Annotated in this window: 19 protein-coding genes; 2 read left to right on the forward strand and 17 right to left on the reverse strand. The window is 69.5% G+C overall.

Going from position 1 to position 18937, the window contains the following annotated elements:
• Positions 1 to 113: 113 nt before the first annotated feature.
• Positions 114 to 314 carry a hypothetical protein gene (locus ITJ57_RS12105; RefSeq protein WP_194670204.1) on the forward strand — a complete coding sequence of 67 codons (201 nt, stop codon included), beginning with the start codon at positions 114 to 116 and terminating at the stop codon, positions 312 to 314.
• A gap of 27 nt (positions 315 to 341) precedes the next feature.
• Here ITJ57_RS12105 and ITJ57_RS12110 read toward each other — a convergent pair whose 3' ends face one another.
• Positions 342 to 2036, reverse strand: coding sequence for a long-chain-fatty-acid--CoA ligase (locus ITJ57_RS12110; protein WP_228507214.1), 1695 nt, complete (start codon positions 2034 to 2036; stop codon positions 342 to 344).
• Between the two features lie 209 nt (positions 2037 to 2245).
• Entirely contained in the window at positions 2246 to 3160 is a 915-nt protein-coding gene (locus ITJ57_RS12115) for an NUDIX domain-containing protein (RefSeq protein WP_194670206.1), read from the reverse strand.
• A 141-nt stretch (positions 3161 to 3301) separates the two neighbouring features.
• Here ITJ57_RS12115 and ITJ57_RS12120 point away from each other — a divergent pair, with 141 nt between their 5' ends.
• The gene (locus ITJ57_RS12120; protein ID WP_194670207.1) at positions 3302 to 3949 is read left to right on the forward strand and encodes a TetR/AcrR family transcriptional regulator; all 648 of its coding nucleotides are present in this window, start codon (positions 3302 to 3304) and stop codon (positions 3947 to 3949) included.
• A 97-nt stretch (positions 3950 to 4046) separates the two neighbouring features.
• Here the strand turns inward: ITJ57_RS12120 and der are convergent, their stop codons facing one another.
• The 15 genes from der to ITJ57_RS12195 all read right to left on the reverse strand — a co-directional run bounded on the left by der (position 4047) and on the right by ITJ57_RS12195 (position 18819).
• The gene (gene der, locus ITJ57_RS12125; RefSeq protein ID WP_194670208.1) at positions 4047 to 5555 is read right to left on the reverse strand and encodes a ribosome biogenesis GTPase Der; all 1509 of its coding nucleotides are present in this window, start codon (positions 5553 to 5555) and stop codon (positions 4047 to 4049) included.
• On the reverse strand, positions 5542 to 6276 hold the full coding sequence (cmk, locus tag ITJ57_RS12130; RefSeq protein ID WP_194670209.1) for a (d)CMP kinase: 735 nt from the start codon (positions 6274 to 6276) through the stop codon (positions 5542 to 5544). The genes der and cmk overlap by 14 nt, the downstream gene beginning before the upstream one ends.
• Positions 6277 to 6284: 8 nt before the next feature.
• Complete coding sequence (locus ITJ57_RS12135; protein WP_194670210.1) at positions 6285 to 7385, reverse strand: prephenate dehydrogenase; 1101 nt, start codon at positions 7383 to 7385, stop codon at positions 6285 to 6287.
• Positions 7382 to 8203, reverse strand: coding sequence for a pseudouridine synthase (locus ITJ57_RS12140; protein ID WP_194670211.1), 822 nt, complete (start codon positions 8201 to 8203; stop codon positions 7382 to 7384). Before ITJ57_RS12140 ends, ITJ57_RS12135 begins: the two co-directional genes overlap by 4 nt.
• The gene (locus ITJ57_RS12145) at positions 8169 to 8804 is read right to left on the reverse strand and encodes an SMC-Scp complex subunit ScpB (protein ID WP_194670212.1); all 636 of its coding nucleotides are present in this window, start codon (positions 8802 to 8804) and stop codon (positions 8169 to 8171) included. The genes ITJ57_RS12140 and ITJ57_RS12145 overlap by 35 nt, the downstream gene beginning before the upstream one ends.
• Positions 8797 to 9651, reverse strand: coding sequence for a ScpA family protein (locus ITJ57_RS12150; RefSeq protein ID WP_370582354.1), 855 nt, complete (start codon positions 9649 to 9651; stop codon positions 8797 to 8799). The genes ITJ57_RS12145 and ITJ57_RS12150 overlap by 8 nt, the downstream gene beginning before the upstream one ends.
• A 16-nt stretch (positions 9652 to 9667) precedes the next feature.
• A complete protein-coding gene (locus ITJ57_RS12155; protein ID WP_194670409.1) occupies positions 9668 to 10543 on the reverse strand; it encodes a ParA family protein in 876 nt (291 codons plus the stop codon).
• A gap of 85 nt (positions 10544 to 10628) precedes the next feature.
• Positions 10629 to 11564, reverse strand: coding sequence for a site-specific tyrosine recombinase XerD (gene xerD / locus ITJ57_RS12160; RefSeq protein WP_194670213.1), 936 nt, complete (start codon positions 11562 to 11564; stop codon positions 10629 to 10631).
• Between the two features lie 3 nt (positions 11565 to 11567).
• The gene (locus ITJ57_RS12165; RefSeq protein WP_194670214.1) at positions 11568 to 12206 is read right to left on the reverse strand and encodes an NUDIX hydrolase; all 639 of its coding nucleotides are present in this window, start codon (positions 12204 to 12206) and stop codon (positions 11568 to 11570) included.
• Positions 12199 to 13893, reverse strand: a complete 1695-nt coding sequence (locus ITJ57_RS12170) for a CTP synthase (protein WP_228507220.1) — start codon at positions 13891 to 13893, stop codon at positions 12199 to 12201. The genes ITJ57_RS12165 and ITJ57_RS12170 overlap by 8 nt, the downstream gene beginning before the upstream one ends.
• An 86-nt stretch (positions 13894 to 13979) precedes the next feature.
• A complete protein-coding gene (recN, locus tag ITJ57_RS12175; RefSeq protein WP_194670215.1) occupies positions 13980 to 15677 on the reverse strand; it encodes a DNA repair protein RecN in 1698 nt (565 codons plus the stop codon).
• Positions 15674 to 16684, reverse strand: coding sequence for an NAD kinase (locus ITJ57_RS12180; RefSeq protein WP_194670216.1), 1011 nt, complete (start codon positions 16682 to 16684; stop codon positions 15674 to 15676). Before ITJ57_RS12180 ends, recN begins: the two co-directional genes overlap by 4 nt.
• A 4-nt stretch (positions 16685 to 16688) precedes the next feature.
• On the reverse strand, positions 16689 to 17540 hold the full coding sequence (locus tag ITJ57_RS12185) for a TlyA family RNA methyltransferase (protein ID WP_194670217.1): 852 nt from the start codon (positions 17538 to 17540) through the stop codon (positions 16689 to 16691).
• 3 nt (positions 17541 to 17543) lie between these two features.
• Positions 17544 to 17702, reverse strand: coding sequence for a hypothetical protein (locus ITJ57_RS12190; protein ID WP_164488330.1), 159 nt, complete (start codon positions 17700 to 17702; stop codon positions 17544 to 17546).
• Between the two features lie 82 nt (positions 17703 to 17784).
• On the reverse strand, positions 17785 to 18819 hold the full coding sequence (locus ITJ57_RS12195; protein WP_194670218.1) for an HAD-IIA family hydrolase: 1035 nt from the start codon (positions 18817 to 18819) through the stop codon (positions 17785 to 17787).
• Between the last annotated feature and the right edge of the window lie 118 nt (positions 18820 to 18937).

An 18937-nucleotide genomic window follows, 5' to 3' on the forward strand; every position in this document is an offset into this window, starting at 1 on the left:
GACACACGGGAGGTCTCCCCTGCCCACCCTCGAACGGGGCACGCTACCGTGACTCGTTCGCACCCGCGCGACAGGATGAACCGGCCATTGCGGCCGCCCGACGAAGGACCATCATGCGCTACAGCCACTATTGGAAAGAGGTCCGCGTCGCGGCACTCACCGCCCTGCCCGTCGCGATCGTCTCCGGCATCGTGCAGGTCAGCCGCAACACCCCGGTCGACGACGCCGTCATCGGCGGCGCCATCACCTTCGTCGCGCTGTCGCTGCTCATCCCCGTCGTGCGCCACTGGGTGCACCCCGAGTCCCGCGGCTGACCACCGGCGCTCGCCCGCCGGCAGCCGCTACTCGGCCTTGCGCGCCTCGACGAGCTGATCGCGCACCTTGCGGCGCAGCACTTTGCCGATGAGCGACGTGGGCAGCTCGTCGAGCTGCTCGACCCGCTTCGGCACCTTGTACGCCGTGAGGCGGGTGCGGCAGTAGTCGCGCAGCGAACCGGCGTCGAAGACCGTGCCGGCGCGCATGACGACCGCGGCCGTCACGTCCTCGCCACCGGAATCGCGCGGTAGTCCGACCACGGCGGCCGACTCGACGTCCGGGTGGGACAGGAGCGTCTCCTCCACCTCGGACGGGCTCACGTTGAACCCGCCGGTGATGATGAGCTCCTTCACGCGGTCGATGACCGTCACGAAGCCATCCGCCGACACCGTCACGATGTCGCCGGTCCGCAACCAGCCGCCCTCGAGCAACGCCTCGCGCGACTCGTCCGGACGACCCCAGTACCCCTGGAAGACCTGCGGCCCACGGAGCAGCAACTCGCCCGACTCCCCCGCCGCACGATCCACCGACGGGTTCTCGGGGTCGACGACGCGGATCTCGGTGCTCGGGAACGGCACACCGACGGTTCCCGGCCGTCGCGACGGACCGATCGGGTTGCCGAGCGCCACCGGCGACGACTCCGTCATCCCGTAGCCCTCGACGAGTAGCCCACCGGTCGCCTCTTCCCAGCGCGTGACCGTCGACACCGGGAGGCTCATCGCCCCGGAGATCGCGAAGCACACGCTCGTCAGGTCGACACCCTTGCGGGTCGAGGCACGCGACAACGCGTCGTAGATCGGTGGTACCGCCGGCAAGAACGTCGGCGGTGACTTCTTCGCCGCCGTCAGCACGAGTTCCAGATCGAACTTCGGGAAGAGCACGAGCCGCGCGCCGATGCTCATCGCGAACGTCAGACACAGGGTCATCCCGTACGCGTGGAACAGTGGCAGGACCCCGTAGAAGATCTCCTCACCCTCGCTCAGCCCAGGCACCCAGGCGCGCCCCTGGGCGGCGTTCGCGCGCAGGTTCCGGTGCGTCAGGATGGCCCCCTTCGGCGCCCCCGTGGTCCCGCTCGTGTACTGCAGGAGCGCGGTGTCGTCGAGCGTCGGCCGCACGACCCGCTTCGACAGCTTCCGGCCACCGATCAGCCGCTCCCACGGGAGCACGTGCTTCGCCGACGGGGTGGCGGTCATCGCCGCTCGTGACTCACGAGCACGCTTCACGGGCAGCCGCAGCGCGAGTCGCTTCGACAGCGGGAGGGCCTGCGTGATGTCGACGGAGACGATCCGACCGCGCATCACGTCGGCCGGGAGGTCGGCCACGAGGTCGTAGACCTTGTCCCACACGATCGCGACGTGCGCTCCGTGGTCCTCGAACTGATGGCGCAGCTCACGAGCCGTGTACAGCGGGTTGTGTTCGATGACCGTGGCTCCGAGCCGCAGGGCGGCATAGAAGGCGACGACGTGCTGCGGGCAGTTCGGCAGCACGAGCGCCACGCGGTCACCCGGCTTCACGCCGAGTTTCCGGAGCCCCTCGGCCGCTCGAGCGACTTGTTCGCCGAGCTCGCTATAACTCGTCTCGGCCCCGAAGAACTCGAGAGCGATCCGATCCCCGAACCGCTTCACCGAGGTGTCGAGCAGGTCCACGAGCGTCTCGGTGACCTCGTCGATGTCGGCCGGCACGCCACTCGCGTAGGACGACAGCCAGGGCCGCTCGGCCAGGCGACGACGCTGCGCCTCGCCGGCCTCGGTCGGCTCCGACGACGCTTCGCCCTCGCGCTGCTCGGGTGTCTTTCCTCGATGGTCCACGCTGATCCTCCAGACGAGCCGTGCACAACGCACGCATCATCCCAGAATAGGTGGACCCGTATGCTCCACCAGGGATAAGACCGCACCGCTTGACAACCGCCGATCCGACCCCGGCTCAGGCGTCAGTCGGTGTGGTCGAGCCGATCGGTCAACCAGGCCGCGCCACGCGTCGTCGCACCCTGTCGCTCGACGCGGTCGCGGAGTCCGCGATCGGAGGTCACCACCACGACCGCACCCTGGAGCCCGCCGACGACATCGACGATCGCGTCGTCGCCACTCCCCGCCGCATCGACCACCGAGACACCTGCGCGCAGCTCCGGACCGGCGCCAGCTGCGGTCGCATCCGGCCGGGCGCCACGAGCCTGGCCCTCGACCACGGCGACGTAGGCCGGCCACCAGCGGTCGAAGTCCAGCCCGAGGGTGGACGCGTCGATGCCGTCATGAGCGAGACCGACCAGGCGCGAGACGAAGCCCTGCGCGGCGCCCGCGCGGTCCTTCCACCACCCGTTCGGCTGCGATCCGACGACGTTCGCGACGTCGACGACGACCGTGACCCGACGGTCGAGCTGCGCCCGGAGCTCCGGCCAGGAGTCGGCGAAGCCCGGGTGCAGCGGCAAGGTCTCGACCTCCGCGACCGGCACCCAGGCGAGCGCGATGCTCTCCGGGTCGGAGACGACCGGTTCGAACGGCGCGACCGCTTCGACGATCACCGTCGTGTACGACCAGAACCCGAGGTCCAGCACGGAGGCGAAGCGGAGCTCGATCGAGTCCGACGGCACGCCGGCCTCCTCGTTCGACTCCCGGACGGCACCGTCGACGGCGTCCTCGAACTGGTGTCGAGCACCGCCCGGGATACCCCAGGTCCCGCCGAAGTGGCTCCATCCGGCTCGATGCTGCAGCAGCACCCCGCGTGCGGGATCGTGCACCAACAGGCCGGCTGCACCAAAGCGACCCCAGAACTTCCGGCCGTCTCCGGATTCGACCCAGGCATCGCCAGCGTCGCGCACGGGGTCGCTCGGCGGATGCGTGTCGGTCATGCTTCAAGCCTGTCACGAAACCCCGCGCCGCACGCCCGCTGTGCACAAACTCTCCACCACCTGATGGAGTATGTTATATCTTGAATATCAGACCATCGGACGCAATCGCGCCCTCCCCACCGATTCACGCGAAGGACCACCATGGACGCACGTCAACGCAGGACGCGGGCTCGCCTCGCCAAAACGATCCTGGAGCTCGCCGCCAAGCGCCCCACCAGCGAGATGTCCGTCTCCGAGATCGCAGCCCGCGCCGGCATCAACCGGTCGACCTTCTACCAGCATGCGGCGGCTCCGTGCGAACTGCTCGAGTCGGTACTCGCCGAGGAGCTCACGGAACTGAGCGTCACCCACCTGGCCACGGTATCGGCCGACGACGCACCTGCCGTGATCGCGGGCCTCACCGTCGCGACCCTCAGGCACATCGAGGAACGCGCCGACATCTACCGGGTAGGCCTCGGCGAGGACATCATCGGAGCGAGCCTGCAACCGATGCTCAACCGGATCTTCACCGCCACGATCCTGGACATCTTCGACCGCGGGGCGATCACCCTTCCGCACGAGGAGTCACTCAGCCCCGAGCAGCGCGACGTCTTCATCCGCTCGGCCGCGAACTTCGTGTCGGCCGGCTTCGTCGGCGCATTCCGGGTGTGGCTCGACACCCCTGAGCCACGCGACATCGAAGGGTTCCTGCACTTGACCGGCGAGCTGCTGCCGAGCTGGTGGCCGTTCGACACGGAGGCCGAATCGGTGCTCGCCCCGGCGACCGAGATCGCCCCGCAACGGCTCTGAGCGCGCGCTCCGGCACGACGAAGGCCCGGGATCGCTCATCGAGCGGTCCCGGGCCTTCGTCAGCACCCGCCGTTTCGGCGGGGCAACGTGCGTCGGATCAGCGCTGACGCTTCTCGCGGACGCGCATGTTGACGTTGATCGGCGTGCCCTCGAAGCCCCAGATCTCGCGCAAGCGCCGCACGACGTAGCGGCGGTAGCCCGGGTCGAGGAACCCGGTGGTGAAGAGCACGAAGGTCGGGGGTCGGCTCGCCGCCTGCGTCCCGAACAGGATGCGCGGCTGCTTGCCACCGCGCAGCGGGTGCGGGTGCGCCGCGGTGAGCTCGGCGAGGAAGGCGTTGAACTTGCCCGTCGGGATCCGCATGTCCCACGACTCGAGGGCGACCTCGAGTGCCGGAACGAGCCGTTCGAGGTGACGGCCGGTACGGGCCGAGATGTTGACGCGCGGAGCCCAGGAGACGTGCGAGAGGTCCTGCTCGATCTCGCGCTCCAGGTATTTGCGGCGTTCGTCGTCGAGCTGGTCCCACTTGTTGAAGGCGAGCACGAGCGCACGCCCGCTCTCGAGCACCAGATCGATGATGCGGACGTCCTGCTCGCTGATCACCTCGGTCACATCGATGAGCACGACCGCGACCTCGGCCTTCTCCAGGGCGGTGCTCGTGCGGAGCGAAGCGTAGAAGTCGGCACCCTGCGAGAGGTGCACGCGACGACGGATACCGGCGGTGTCGACAAAGCGCCAGATCTTGCCGCCGAGCTCGATCTGCTCGTCGACCGGGTCGCGGGTCGTGCCGGCGAGGTCGTTGACGACGACGCGCTCCTCCCCCGCGGTCTTGTTCAGCAGGCTGGACTTGCCGACGTTCGGGCGTCCGAGGATCGCGACGCGGCGCGGGCCACCGAACTCGTCCTTCGCGACGGCCGAGACCTGCGGCAAGACCTTGAGGATCGTGTCGAGGAGGTCGGCGACGCCGCGACCGTGGATGGCCGAGACCGGGTGGGGCTCGCCGAGGCCGAGGTTCCAGAGCGCAGCGGCCTCCGGCTCCTGGCGGGCATCGTCGACCTTGTTGGCGACGAGGAACACCGGACGACCGGTCTTGCGGAGGAGCTTGACGACCTGCTCGTCCGTCGCCGTGGCACCGACCATGGCGTCGACGACGAAGATGACGACGTCGGAGAGGTCGATGGCGATCTCGGCCTGCGCGGCGACCGACGCGTCGATGCCCTTGGCGTCGGGTTCCCACCCACCGGTGTCCACGACCGTGAAGCGACGGTCGTTCCATTCGGCCTTGTAGTTGACGCGGTCGCGGGTGACGCCGGGGGTGTCCTCGACGACGGCCTCGCGGCGGCCGAGGATGCGGTTCACCAGCGCGGACTTGCCGACGTTCGGGCGGCCGACGATGGCAACGACGGGCAGGGCCGGCAGGAACCGGATCTCGTCGGGGTCCTCCGTCGCGCCGTCGAGGATGTCGAGGTCGTCGCCCTCGAGGTCGTAGTCGGCCAGGCCGGATCGCAGGGACGCGGCCCGCTGGGTCGCGAGCTCCTCGTCCATGTCTTGGAGGCGGTCCGCGAGGTCGTCGGGGCCTCCGTCGAACTGCTCGTCATCGTGAGCCATGGGAGTTCCTTGCTGTGAGGGATTCGGTGACGCGGACGACCGCGTCGACCGTCTCGTCGAAGTCGATGTGCGTGGAGTCGACCGTGGTCACTCCGTCCGCCGCGTTCATGAAGTCGACGACCCTGGAGTCCGCCCGATCACGCCGCTGCAGTTGTTCCGCGACGTCGCCGGCAGGGTGGCTCTCGAATTCCGCTGAACGCCTGGCCATTCTAGCCGCTTCGGACGCCGTGAGCAGGATCCGAGCCTGAGCATCCGGTGCGACGACGGTCGTGATGTCCCGTCCCTCGACGACGATGCCCGGACGATCGACGCCCGCGATGATCGATCGGAACGTGTCGTTGATCCACGCACGCACCTCGGGCACCCTCGCGACGGCCGACACGACCGCCGTCACGCGCTGCCCGCGGATCTCCTCCGTCACGTCCTGCCCGCCCAACGAGAAGGCGGTGACATCAGGGTCGAGCGAAACGGAGAACGCCTCACCGAAGGCCTCGAGCGAGGCGACGACGGCCGCCGAGTCCTCCGGATCGACACCCGCTTCCACGGCGTGCAGGGCGAGCGCGCGGTACCAGGCGCCCGTGTCCAGGTAGCGGTAGCCGAGTCGGCGCGCGACGGCCTTGCTGACGCTCGACTTCCCGCTGCCGGCCGGCCCGTCGATCGCGACCACGACGGGTGCGGCGTGCGTCGACGCGTCGGTGCTGGTGGGGTGCTGTTCGGTCATGTCTCTTCCTATACCTCTGCGATGCGCCAACCGCGCGACTCGAGGTCGTCCACGGTGCGCTGTTTGACCTCGGGGAGGACTTGGACCTCCGCGAGACCGATGTTCGCGCCGGGCGAGTGCTCCAGACGCAGGTCTTCGATGTTCACGCCGATCTCGCCGAGCTCCGTGAACAGTGCGCCCAGCTGGCCAGGGCGGTCGTCGAGGAGGACGACGATGCTGGCGAACCGGCGGTTCTGGCCGTGCTTGCCTGGCAGCCTCGCGACACCCGTGTTGCCGGCGGCGATCGTGTCCGCGATCGTGCGGCGTGCGCCTGACACCTCAGGATCCTGGAGCGCCGAGATGACCGACGCGAGGTCGGTGGACAGCCGCTTCAACACCGGGAGGACCTCGGCATGGTTCGCGCTGAGGATCTGCACCCAGAGCTCGGGCGCACTCGAGGCGATGCGGACGGTGTCGCGGAGGCCCTGGCCGGCGAGCTGGATCGCCCCCTCCTCCGCGTCCCGCAGCTGCGCGGCGAGCAGGCTCGCGACGAGCTGCGGCGTGTGCGAGACGAGGGCGACGAACCGGTCGTGCTCCTCGGGGGTCATCTCCATCGGGATGGTGCCGAGGTCGAGCGCGAGTCCCTCGACCTGCGCCAGCGCCCAGGCGGGGGTCTCCGCGTCGCGGCAGATCACCCAGGGACGACCGAGGAAGAGGTCCGCACGCGCGGAGATGGCCCCGCCGCGCTCGCGTCCGGCGAGCGGGTGGGAGCCGATGTACCTGGTGAGGTCGACGCCACGCTCGAGCAGCGCCCGATACGGTTCGAGCTTCACACTCGCGACGTCGGTGACGACCGCGTCCGGAAACGCCGCCAGCTCGGCCTCGATCACGCGGGCCGTGACGTCCGGCGGGACGCAGATGACGACGACGGACGGAGTGTCGGTCGCGTCGGCACCACGACCCGCTCCGTAGTCGATGGCGAGACGCAACTGGCTGGGCGACGCGTCGTCGAGGATGATGTCGACGCCCTTGGCGCGCAGAGCCAGACCGATGCTCGCACCGAGCAGCCCGGCTCCCACGATGCGGACGGACCCCTGGACGCGCGGTGGCGAGGCGACGACGTCGGTCATTCGGTCGGCTCCGACGCCTCCGCCGCGGTGCCGTCGGCTGCTCGCGCCTCAGGGCCGTGCGCACGCGCGATCGTGAGGATGGCGCCGAGCTCGTCCTTCGTGAGCTCCCGCAACTGCCCGGATCCGAGGGTCCCGAGGTGGAGCGGGCCGAACTGGCGACGGACGAGGTCCACGACCGGGTGCCCGACGGCGTCCAGCATGCGGCGGACGATGCGGTTGCGACCGGAGTGCAGCGTGAGCTCCACGAGGCTGAAGCCGTCCTCGGTGCCGAGGAGCCGCGCCTTGTCGGCGGAGATGGGTCCGTCCTCCAGGTCGATGCCCGCGGTCAGCTTCGCGAGGATCTGCGGGGTCACCTTCCCGGTCACCTTCGCGATGTACGTCTTCTGGACGCCGAAGGACGGGTGCGCGAGCACGTGGGCCAGGTCGCCGTCGTTCGTGAGGATGAGCAGGCCGCTCGTCTCGGCGTCGAGGCGACCGACGTTGAACAGCCGTTCCTCGTACTGCTCGGTGAAGCGGCGCAGATCGGGGCGACCACGGTCGTCCTTCAGGGAGCTGTAGATGCCCACCGGCTTGTTGAGCATGAGGTACCGCTTCGACGCGTCGAGCTGGATGGCGCTGCCGTCGACCGACACGAGGTCGTGCTCCGGGTCGATGCGTGAGCCGAGCTCGGTCACGACGACACCGTTCACCTCCACGCGCCCGTCCTCGATGAGCTGCTCGGAGACGCGCCTGGAGGCGACGCCCGCGTTCGCGAGCACCTTCTGCAAGCGGATGCCCTCTGGTTCAGTGCTGGTCACTGTCGAATCCTTCCCGGCCATCGTCGAGCAACGGCGAGATCCGCGGCAGCTCCTCGATGGCGTTGATACCAAGTTGGGTGAGCAGGAGATCGGTGGTGCCGTAGTTGATGGCACCCGTCTCGCTGTCGGTGAACATCTCCGTGATGAGACCGCGTCCGAGGAGCGTCCGGACGACGGAGTCGACGTTGACGGCACGGATCGATGCGATCGCGCCGCGGCTGATCGGTTGCTTGTAGGCGATGACCGCGAGGGTCTCGAGCGCCGCCTGCGAGAGCTTCGTGGGGTTCTGCGACACCACGTAGTCGGCGATGAGGGCGTCGTGGTCCGCGCGGACGTAGAACCGCCATCCACCACCGACCTCGCGCAGTTCGAAGCCGCGTCGGACCCCGCCGCGTTCGCCGTCGTAGTCGGCCACGAGTTCGGCGATGGCACGCCGCACCGTCCCGACGGGGACGTGCACGGCGGCAGCCAGGTTCACGAGGCTCTGCGGCTCGTCGGCCACCATGAGGATCGCCTCGAGCGCCCTCGGGACGTCCGGCGCCGGTACCGGCTCGGGTTCGGGCGGGAGGCTCGTCGCCACGTCGGCAGGCCGATCGATCGGCTCGTCTGCGCGCTCAGGCATCGTAATCGGCTCCCAGGTTCGCGAGGCTGTCGTCGTCCCACGTCTCGGCCGTCCAACGCAGTGTGAGCTCGCCGAGCGGTTCGATCTGCTCGAACGACAGTGCGGCGTGGCGGTACAGCTCGAGCACAGCGATGAACCGGGCGATGACGACGCCCTTCATCTCGGCACCGGCGACGAGTTCGCGGAAGGTGTGGGATCCGCCGCTGCGGAGGATGGCGACGACGTGCGCCGCCTGCTCGCGGATGCTCACGAGCGGCGCGTGCAGGTGGTCGAGTCCGACGGTCGGCAGCTCGCGCGGCGTGAACGCGAGCGTCGCCAGTGCCGCGAAATCCTGCGCCGTGAGCGTCCAGACGAGTTCCGGGGTCTGGCGGCGGTACCGCTCCTCCAGCCGGACGGAACGGGCATGACGCGCGGACTCGCGTTCGAGGCGTTCGGCGAACCAGGCCGAGGCCTGCTTGAAGGCGCGGTACTGGAGCAGGCGTGCGAACAGGAGGTCCCTCGCCTCCAGCAGGGCGACGTCCTCAGCGTCGACCAGCTCGCCCTGCGGCAACAGACCGGCGATCTTGAGGTCGAGCAGCGTCGCGGCGACCACGAGGAACTCACTCGCCTGATCGAGTTCGTCGTCGGCTTCGAGGGTGCGCAGGTAGGCGATGAACTCGTCGGTCACGCGACTGAGCGACACCTCGGTGATGTCCAGCTCGTGTTTGCCGATGAGGGACAGCAGGAGGTCGAACGGGCCCTCGAAGCCGTCGAACGACACCCGGAAGGACGGAGTCGCGGCAGGTTCGACGGACGGCGCCTCGGTGGGGTGCGTGCCGGTCTCGTCGGCCGGAGGGAGGACGGCCACGGACGACCGCGCGGGATCAGGCGATCGCGCCACGGGAGATGAGCTCTCTCGCCAGCTGACGGTAGGCCTTCGCCGCCGCGTGCTCCGGTGCGAACTCGGTGATCGGGGTTCCGGCGACGCTCGCGTCCGGGAACTTCACGGTCCGGCCGATGACCGTCTCGAGCACCTTGTCGTCGAACGCGTCGACGACCCGCTCGAGCACCTCGCGCGAATGCAGCGTCCGGGAGTCGTACATGGTCGCGAGGATGCCGTCGAGCTCGATCGCCGGGTTGAGGCGGTCGCGGACCTTGTCGATCGTCTCGATCAGCAGCGCGACGCCGCGCAGGGCGAAGAACTCGCACTCGAGCGGGATGAGCACCCCGTGGCTCGCGGTCAGGGCGTTGACGGTGAGCAGGCCGAGCGACGGCTGGCAGTCGATCAGGATGACGTCGTAGTCGTCGGAGACCTTCCGCAGCACCCGCGCGAGGATCGTCTCGCGCGCGACCTCGTTGACGAGGTGGACCTCGGCGGCGGAGAGGTCGATGTTCGCGGGGAGGACGTCGAGACCGTCGATGGCGGTGTGCTGGATGACCTCCGCGGGGTCCTTCACGGTGCCGAGCAGCAGGTCGTACACGGTGTTCGAATCGTGCGTCGAGATACCGAGCCCAGCGGACAGGGCGCCCTGCGGGTCGAAGTCGACGACGAGGACGCGACGGCCGTACTCGGCCAGTGCGGCCGAGAGGCTGATGGTGGTCGTCGTCTTCCCGACCCCGCCCTTCTGGTTGCAGAGCGAGATGATGCGCGCCGGGCCGTGCTGGGCCAGGGTCGGCGGGACCGCGAAGTCGCGACGCGGGCGGCCGGTTGGGCCGTTCGGGTTCGCTTCGGCGGCGGTCTTGCGCGCAGCGTGCTGCACTGCGCTCGTGTGCTTCGTACCGGCCACCGGTGTTGCCTCGCTCCCGCTTGCTGTCGTTCGAGTGACGAGTCTACCGGGCCGCGGCTCAGGCCCGGGGTGCCGCTCCGCCCGCGGTCCATCTGGCCCGCGGATGCGACTGCGTGTACACGTCGCGGAGGTTGTCGACCGTCACCAGGGTGTACAGCTGCGTGGTCGCGACGGAGGAGTGACCGAGGAGTTCCTGCACGACCCTGACGTCAGCCCCGCCCTGCAACAGGTGGGTGGCGAAGGAGTGCCGCAGCGTGTGCGGCGAGATGTGCGCCTCGAGTCCGGCACGCTCGGCCGCCCGTTGCAGGATGAGCCAGGCGCTCTGCCGGGACAGGCGTGCGCCGCGCTGCCCGAGGAAGAGCGCCGGCGTGGAACGACCGAGGGCGGAGAAGACGGGACGGACCCGGACCAGGTAGCGGTCGACCGCCTCGCGGGCGAAGCTCCCGAGCGGCACGATCCGTTGCTTGCCACCCTTGCCGAGCAACCGGACGATGTCGGTGTCGATCACGTCGTCGACGTTGAGACCGACCGCCTCCGAGACGCGGGCGCCCGTCGCATAGAGCAGCTCGAGGAGCGCCTTGTCGCGGACGCCGAGCAGGTCATCGCCGTCCGTGGTCTCGAGCAGGGCCCGGACCTGGTCGATCGTGATCGCCTTCGGCAGGCGCCCGGGGAGCTTCGGAGGGCGCACCTCCCGCGCAACGTCGACCTCGACGAGCTGCTCGTCGAGGAGGAACCGGTGGAGCCCGCGGATGGAGGACAGGACCCTGGCGAGCGAGGACGCGCGGACCGGCTGTCCCTCGGGCGTCCGGAGCGACGCGGTGTACTCCGACACCTGCGCGGCGGTGACGGCGGCCGCCTCATCGACGCCGTGCGCGCCGAGCCAGGCCAGGTATCCCTCGAGATCCCGCCGGTAGGCGGCCTGCGTGTTGGCCGACAGGCCGCGCTCGATCGCGATGTGCCGCAGGTAGTCGGCGACCGCGCGATCGAGCGCCACGCCTCAGGCTCCGCCCGGTCCGATCGTGGCGTCGCCGCTGTCGCGCAGCGTCGACCACCCGCGATCGCGAGCAGCAGCAGCGGTCAGGACACCGATCATGAGGATCGAATTGTGGAGCCGGCCGTCGAGCACTGCCGCCACCGCATCGTCGAGCGGCACCCACTCGATGCGGATGTCCGCTTCCTCCTCGGCACGGTCGAACGCCTCGGTGGTCGCGGTCAGGTCGCGCGCGAGATAGATGCGGATCGACTCGTTACTGCCACCGGGGGTCGAGTAGAACTCCGTCAGGAGCTGCAGCGAGCCGGCGACGAGATCGGCCTCCTCCTCGAGCTCACGACCGGCGGCAACCGCAGGGTCCTCCCCCGCGATGTCGAGTAGCCCGGCCGGGAGCTCCCAGTCGCGCTCGCCGATCGGGTGGCGGTACTGCTGGATGAGCAACACCCGGTCCTCGGCGTCGAGCGCGAGCACGGCAACCGCTCCGGTGTGGTCGACGAACTCACGGACGACCTCGCCGTCGCCGTACCGGAACGTCTCGCGGCGGATGTCCCAGACCTTGCCCTCGAAGGCGCGCTCCGAGGAGACGACGTCGACCGGGTAGGCCTCGTCGCGCAACGCTCCGACGGTGTCGTTCGACTCAACCATTGGCGACGTCGAACAGTCGGCTCGCCTGCTGGCGCTCGAGCGAGGCACCGACGAGGCCGGCGAACAGCGGGTGGGCGTGGTTCGGACGCGAACGGAGTTCGGGGTGGGCCTGCGTCGCGACGTAGAACGGGTGCACCTCGCGCGGCAGCTCGACGTACTCGACGAGCGTGCCGTCGGGCGAGAGGCCGGAGAACTGCAGCCCGGCGTCCGCGATCTGCTGGCGGTACCCGTTGTTCACCTCGTAGCGGTGACGGTGGCGCTCCGACACCTCGTTCGATCCGTAGAGTTCGGCGACGATCGAGCCCTCGTCGAGCTTCGCCGCGTAGAGGCCGAGCCGCATGGTCCCGCCGAGGTCGCCGCCGGCGATGATCTCGACCTGCTCGGCCATCGTCGCGATGACCGGGAACTGCGTGTCGGGGTCGAACTCCGAGGAGCTCGCGCCCTCGAGTCCGACGATGTTGCGGGCGTATTCGATGACCATGCACTGCAGGCCGAGGCAGAGGCCGAGCACCGGGATCCCGTTCTCACGGGCGAACTTCAGGGCGCCGAGCTTGCCCTCGATCCCGCGGATACCGAAGCCGCCGGGGACGCAGATGCCGTCGACGTCGGCGAGTGCCTTGATCGCTCCCTCGACGGTCTCGCAGTCGTCGGACGGGATCCACCGGATGCTGACCTTGGTGTCGTGAGCGAACCCACCGGCCTTGAGCGCCTCGGTGACCGAGAGGTAGGCGTCGGGGAGGTCGATGTACTTGCCGACGAGGCCGATCGTGACCGCGTGCTTCGGGTGGTGCACGGCCTCGAGGAGGTCCGCCCAGCCGCTCCAGTCGACGTCGTTGGTGACGAGCCCGAGCCGGTCCGCGATGTACGCGTCCAGGCCCTGGTCGTTCAGCATGGTGGGGATGTCGTAGATGCTCGGCACGTCCACCGCGTTGACGACGGCGTCCTCGTCGACGTCGCACATGAGCGCGATCTTGCGCTTGTTGCTCTCCGTCACGGGGCGGTCGCTGCGGAGCACGAGGGCGTCGGGCTGGATGCCGATGGAGCGCAGGGCCGCGACCGAGTGCTGCGTCGGCTTCGTCTTCTGCTCCCCCGAGGCGCCCATGTACGGGACGAGGGACACGTGCACGAAGAACACGTTGTTCCGGCCGAGCTCGTGACGGATCTGCCGGGCCGACTCGATGAACGGCTGAGACTCGATGTCGCCGACCGTGCCACCGATCTCCGTGATGATCACGTCGGGCTGCGGCGTCTCGGACGCCTGGAGGCGCATCCGACGCTTGATCTCGTCGGTGATGTGCGGGATGACCTGCACGGTGTCGCCGAGGTACTCGCCGCGGCGCTCCTTGGCGATGACGGTCGAGTAGATCTGCCCCGTCGTGACGTTCGCCGCCTGGCTCAGCTCGATGTCGAGGAAGCGCTCGTAGTGGCCGATGTCGAGATCGGTCTCGGCGCCGTCGTCGGTCACGAAGACCTCGCCGTGCTGGAACGGGTTCATCGTGCCGGGGTCGACGTTGAGATAGGGGTCGAGCTTCTGCATGACGACCCGGAGCCCGCGTGCGGTCAGCAGGTTGCCGAGGCTGGCGGCAGTGAGCCCCTTGCCCAACGAAGAAACGACACCACCAGTCACGAAGATGTGCTTGGTCGTACCGTTGGAGCCCGGGACGATGTCGTCGGTCGAGGAGTTCAGGTTGCCCGCTTCAGAAGTATTCACCACGGGCTTTTATCCTACCATCCAGTTCGGGCTTCCGTGTCGATTCCTGCACAGGACCATCGTCACGAGGCGGCGAGGGCGAGCAGTTCGCGGGCGTGGGCGAGGCCGCTGTCCGATTCCGCGAGGCCCGAGAGCAGCCGCGCCATCTCCGCTTCGCGTTCCGCACCGAGGAGCTGACGGACGCTCGAGGCCGTGACGGACCCGTCGCCGCCCTTCACCACGCTCAGGTGGTTGTTGGCGAAGGCCGCGACCTGGGCGAGGTGGGTGACGACGATGACCTGCGAGCGTTCGGCGAGGGCCGCGAGACGGCGACCGATCTCGATCGCCGCAGCACCGCCGACACCGGCGTCGACCTCGTCGAACACGAAGGTCGGGACGGGGTCGGCTCCGGCGATGACGACCTCGAGGGCCAGCATCACCCGTGAGAGCTCTCCGCCCGAAGCGCCCTTCCCCAGCGGGCGCGGTTCCGCCCCGGCATGGGGCCGCAGGAGGAAGGCGATCGCGTCTTTACCGTGCACCGTGAGGTCGTCGCGGTCGGTGACCTCGACGACCAACTCGGCCTCGGCCATGGCGAGCGAACGCAGTTCAGTGCTGGCTGCCGCTCCGAGGCGTGCCGCTGCCTCGACCCGGACCGCGCTCAGTGCCGCGGCGGCGGCGTCGACCTCGCCGACGAGGCGCTCGACTTCACCCTCCAACTCCGTGATGCGGTCGGAGTCACCGTCGAGCTCCAGGAGACGGGTACTCCCGGTCTCGAGGAGCTGCAGGACGTCGTCGGCCGTCGGGCCGTACTTCCGGGCCAGCGTCGCGAGGGTCGCGCGGCGTTCCTGCACGACCTCGAGCTCGCGGGCGCCGTCCTCGTCGAGTCCGGCCAGGTAGCTGGAGAGCTCAGCGGCGATCTCGGCAGCCAGGTAGCTCGCGTTCGCCACGCTCGCGGCGATCGCGCCGAGGGCAGGGTCGTGGACCGCAGCGCGGTCCAGCTGCCGCCGGGCGCCTTCGAGGAGTCCGACGACGTCGCTCTCCTCGCCTGCTTCGGCGGAGACGAGTTCTCGTGCTCCAGCCGCCGAGAGCCGGAGTTCCTCGAGGTTCGTGAGTCGGTCCGCGCGCTCGGAGAGCTCTGCGTCCTCACCGGGCTGCGGGTCCGCCTGTTCGATCTCCGCCAGCGCGGCGCGCAGCTGTTCGGCTTCGAGCAGGCGGGTGTCGCGTTCCCCGGTGAGGGTCTTGAGCTCGGTCCGCAGTTCGATGAGTCGGCGATACCGCTCCTGGTAGTCGGCCAACGCCTGGTGGAGCGGTTCGCCGGCGAACCGGTCGAGGGCGTCCCGCTGGGCGGGCGCAGCCCGCAGGCGGATCTGATCGGACTGTCCGTGCACCACGACGAGCTGCTCGCCGAGCTCGGACAGGATCCCGATGGGTGCTGTGCGCCCACCGACGATCGCGCGACCGCGTCCCTCGGCGGTCACGATTCGTCCGAGCAACAGCTCCGCCGCCTCGCCCGCCTCGTCCAGGTCTCCCCCGGCTTCGCGGACGCGATCGGCGACGGCGCCGTCCGCCGGCACCAGCCAGCGTCCTTGCACACTCGTCTGCTTCTGACCGGCACGGACGACGCCGCTGTCCGAGCGCTGTCCGAGGAGGAGGCCGAGTGCGGTGACCACCATGGTCTTGCCGGCGCCCGTCTCACCGGTGACAGCCGTGAAGCCGGGTCCGAGCGGAAGGGTGCCCGAGGCGATGACCCCGAGGTCGCGGATCTCGATCTCTTCGATCATGCAGTGCCGTCCTGATCGTCGTCGTGGCCGGTGGTCGTCGGACCCGGCAGGTGGATCGTGCCGGTCATGGGCTCCTCCCGACCGATGGGGCCACGCCAGCCGGTGACCGGCAGCCGGAACTTGTTGACGAGGCGGTCGGTGAAGGTGCTCTCGTGCAGACGTGCCAGACGCACCGGCACCGACGAGCGTCGGACCACGACTCGGGCGCCTGGCTGCAGGTCGCGGGCACGCCGTCCGTCACACCAGAGGACACCGAGCCCGTCCGTGCGCTCCAGCACCTCCACGGCGAGAGCGGACTCCGGGCCGACGACGAGCGGCTTGGCGAACAGCGCGTGCGCGCTGAGCGGGACGAGGGTGATGGCCTCCACTGACGGCCACACGACGGGCCCGCCTGCGGAGAAGTTGTATGCGGTGGAGCCGGTGGGTGTCGAGATGACCACGCCGTCGCAACCGAACGACGAGAGCGGACGCTGGTCGACCTCGATGACGACCTCGAGCATGCGCTCCCGGCTCGCCTTCTCGACCGTGGCCTCGTTCAGTGCCCACGTCTCGTAGACGACCTCGGCCCCGACCTTCACCCGCACCGAGAGCGTCATCCGTTCCTCGACGAAGTAGTCGCGTCGGACGACCCGCTCGACCGTCTCGGTGAGGTCGTCGCGTTCGCTCTCCGCGAGGAACCCGATGTGCCCGAGGTTCACGCCGAGCAGCGGTGCGGCCGAGCCGCGCGTGACCTCGGCCGCGCGCAGGATCGTGCCGTCGCCGCCGAGCACGATGGCCAGCTCGATGTCGCCGAGTCCGACCTCGTCGTGGAGGACGGAGACGACCGAGAGTTCCGGGTCGACGGCGATGAGGTCGGCGCGCTCCAGGGCGCTCAGCACCGGGCGGACGCCGGCGTCCAGCAGCAGTCGGGAGACGAGGACCGCGGCGTCGCGTGAGTCGTCACGGCCCGTGTGCGCGACGACCAGGATGTTCCTCGCCGCGACGGTCGGATCGGTGGGGTGTGGCATCGGGTTACGCTCCAGCCATCGAGGTGATCTGCTGCATCCATTCTGTCGGATTGCGGCCGTGCTCAGCCGATATCCACACGACGTACTCGTGGTTGCCGTGGGTGCCGACGATGGGCGACGGGATCAGCCCGGCCGTGCCCAGTCCGAGGTCCCAGGCCGCCCAGAGCACGCCGGCGACGGCGTCCGCCCGGAGCGCGGCGTCGGTGACGACGCCTTCCCGGACCCCTCCACGCCCGACCTCGAACTGTGGCTTGACGAGGAGGACGAGCTCGGCGGGGGTCGCCGCCACGCCCGCGAGAGCCGGAAGCACCTGCGTGAGGGAGATGAAGGAGAGGTCACCGACCACGACGGACGGTCGCTCGTCGTCGCCGGTGAACTCTCGGAACTGTTCAGGGGTGAGGAACCGGACGTTGCAGCCCTCGACGACTTGCACCCGCGCGTCCTCGCGCAGCTGCGGGACGAGCTGGTCGTGGCCGACATCCAGCGCGACCACCCGTCGGGCGCCACGCTCGAGGAGGACCTGGGTGAACCCTCCGGTCGAGGCCCCGGCGTCGAGGACCAGGGCGTCCTCGACGGACACGGGGAAGGCGTCCAGCGCGGCGAGGAGTTTGTGCGCGGCCCGGCTCACGTAGTGGTCGGTCGCGGCGACGGTGAGCTTCGCGTCGGCTCGGACCCGGTGCGCTGCTTTGACGATGGTGCGTCCGTCCACAGTGACCAGCCCGTCGGCGACGAGTTGGGCTGCATGGGTTCGGGACCGGGCGAGCCCACGGGCGGCGAGGGCGGCGTCGAGGCGGACCGGCGAGCGGTCATCCTCCGCGGTGTCCGGCACTGTGGGCGGTTCGGGTAGGTTCTGCATGCGTTAGGCCGAGGTCCTCGGCGAGTCGCTCCCTTCGAGCGTTGCCCGGAGTTCGTCGACGAGTTCGCCGTAGGCGGCGGCACGCTCCCCGAGCGGCTGCTCGTCGATGCGGTGGACGCGGGACAGGAGGCTGTTGCTCGGGTCCTCCGGTTCATTCGTCACAGGGCAACCCTACCCGCCGTCACCTCCGGCGGAGGGAGGGAGCGCTGAGGGCGAACACGGCCGGCAGCGGCCGGCAGCGCGTTCATTCCGCGTAGAGGTGCTCCGGGACGTTGAGCCCGTAGATCGCCCGGCCGGAGGCCCAGATCGCCGCGCACGCGGCACGGAGCAGATCGATCTTCGACGGACCGCTCGATTCCACGACGACGTCGTTGCCGCGGATACGGACCGTCGCCGCACCGACTGTCGCCGCCTTGCCGTCCCTGGACATCGTCGTGGCGGGGTACGGCTCGTGCAGCTGCCGCAGGTCCTCGAGGATGAACGTCGGTCGGGAGTGCTGATCGGCCGCGAGGACGTGCTTGGCCCGATCGATCCCGGTGAGGACGAGCGCGGAGGCGATGCCGGCGCGGTTCGCCCCGAGGATGTCCGTGTCGAGCCGGTCGCCGATGAACAGCGGCTTGGACGCGCTGAAGCGCACCTTCGCCTCGTCGAAGATCGGCACCTCGGGCTTGCCGGCGACCGTGGCGAGTCGTCCGATGGCGGTGTGGACGGCCGAGACGAGCGTTCCGTTACCGGGTGCGATACCGCGGGCCTGGGGAATGGTCCAGTCCGTGTTCGTGGCGACCCACGGCAGTTCGGTCCCGTCCGCTCGCGGGGCCTGCAGTGCGAAGGCCGCCTCCGCGAGGTGTGACCATCCGACCTCAGGGGCGAAGCCCTGGATCACGGCGGCCGGCGAGTCCTCGGCGGATCGGGTGACGACGAAGCCGCCCTTCTCCACCTCGTCGACGAGGCCGGCGCCGCCGACGACCAGGATGGTGGAGCCGGCAGGTACGAGGCCCGCCAGGAGCCGCACGGCGGCCTGGGGACTCGTCACGACCTCGGCGGGTGCCACGGTGAGACCGAGGTCCGTGAGGTGTTGCGCGACCGAGGCGTCGGTCCGTGAGGCGTTGTTCGTGATGTAGCCGACCCGCACGTGTCTCGCGGCGAGGTTCAACGATTCCACCGCATGCGGGATCGCATTCGGTCCGGCGTAGACGACGCCGTCCAGGTCGGCGAGCACGACGTCGACACCGTCGAGGGGGGTCACGGGCTTAGGCCTTCTCGTCAGCAGCGGGCTCATCGGCCGGCGTCTCCTCTGGTAGGTCGTCCTGAACCTCAGCATCAGCATCAGCATCAGCATCAGCATCAGCATCAGCATCAGCATCAGCATCAGCATCAGCATCAGCATCAGCATCAGC

Source organism: Plantibacter sp. VKM Ac-2880 (assembly GCF_015351235.1).
Taxonomy (GTDB): Bacteria; Actinomycetota; Actinomycetes; order Actinomycetales; family Microbacteriaceae; genus Plantibacter.

Excerpts from the sequence above, each read along its gene's own strand:
- ITJ57_RS12105 (WP_194670204.1), top strand. The coding sequence starts at position 114 with ATGCGCTACAGCCACTATTGGAAAGAGGTCCGCGTCGCGGCACTCACC.
- ITJ57_RS12115 (WP_194670206.1), bottom strand. The coding sequence starts at position 3,160 with ATGACCGACACGCATCCGCCGAGCGACCCCGTGCGCGACGCTGGCGAT.
- ITJ57_RS12120 (WP_194670207.1), top strand. The coding sequence starts at position 3,302 with ATGGACGCACGTCAACGCAGGACGCGGGCTCGCCTCGCCAAAACGATC.
- der (WP_194670208.1), bottom strand. The coding sequence starts at position 5,555 with ATGGCTCACGATGACGAGCAGTTCGACGGAGGCCCCGACGACCTCGCG.
- cmk (WP_194670209.1), bottom strand. The coding sequence starts at position 6,276 with ATGACCGAACAGCACCCCACCAGCACCGACGCGTCGACGCACGCCGCA.
- ITJ57_RS12135 (WP_194670210.1), bottom strand. The coding sequence starts at position 7,385 with ATGACCGACGTCGTCGCCTCGCCACCGCGCGTCCAGGGGTCCGTCCGC.
- ITJ57_RS12140 (WP_194670211.1), bottom strand. The coding sequence starts at position 8,203 with ATGGCCGGGAAGGATTCGACAGTGACCAGCACTGAACCAGAGGGCATC.
- ITJ57_RS12145 (WP_194670212.1), bottom strand. The coding sequence starts at position 8,804 with ATGCCTGAGCGCGCAGACGAGCCGATCGATCGGCCTGCCGACGTGGCG.
- ITJ57_RS12165 (WP_194670214.1), bottom strand. The coding sequence starts at position 12,206 with ATGGTTGAGTCGAACGACACCGTCGGAGCGTTGCGCGACGAGGCCTAC.
- recN (WP_194670215.1), bottom strand. The coding sequence starts at position 15,677 with ATGATCGAAGAGATCGAGATCCGCGACCTCGGGGTCATCGCCTCGGGC.
- ITJ57_RS12180 (WP_194670216.1), bottom strand. The coding sequence starts at position 16,684 with ATGCCACACCCCACCGATCCGACCGTCGCGGCGAGGAACATCCTGGTC.
- ITJ57_RS12185 (WP_194670217.1), bottom strand. The coding sequence starts at position 17,540 with ATGCAGAACCTACCCGAACCGCCCACAGTGCCGGACACCGCGGAGGAT.
- ITJ57_RS12195 (WP_194670218.1), bottom strand. The coding sequence starts at position 18,819 with ATGAGCCCGCTGCTGACGAGAAGGCCTAAGCCCGTGACCCCCCTCGAC.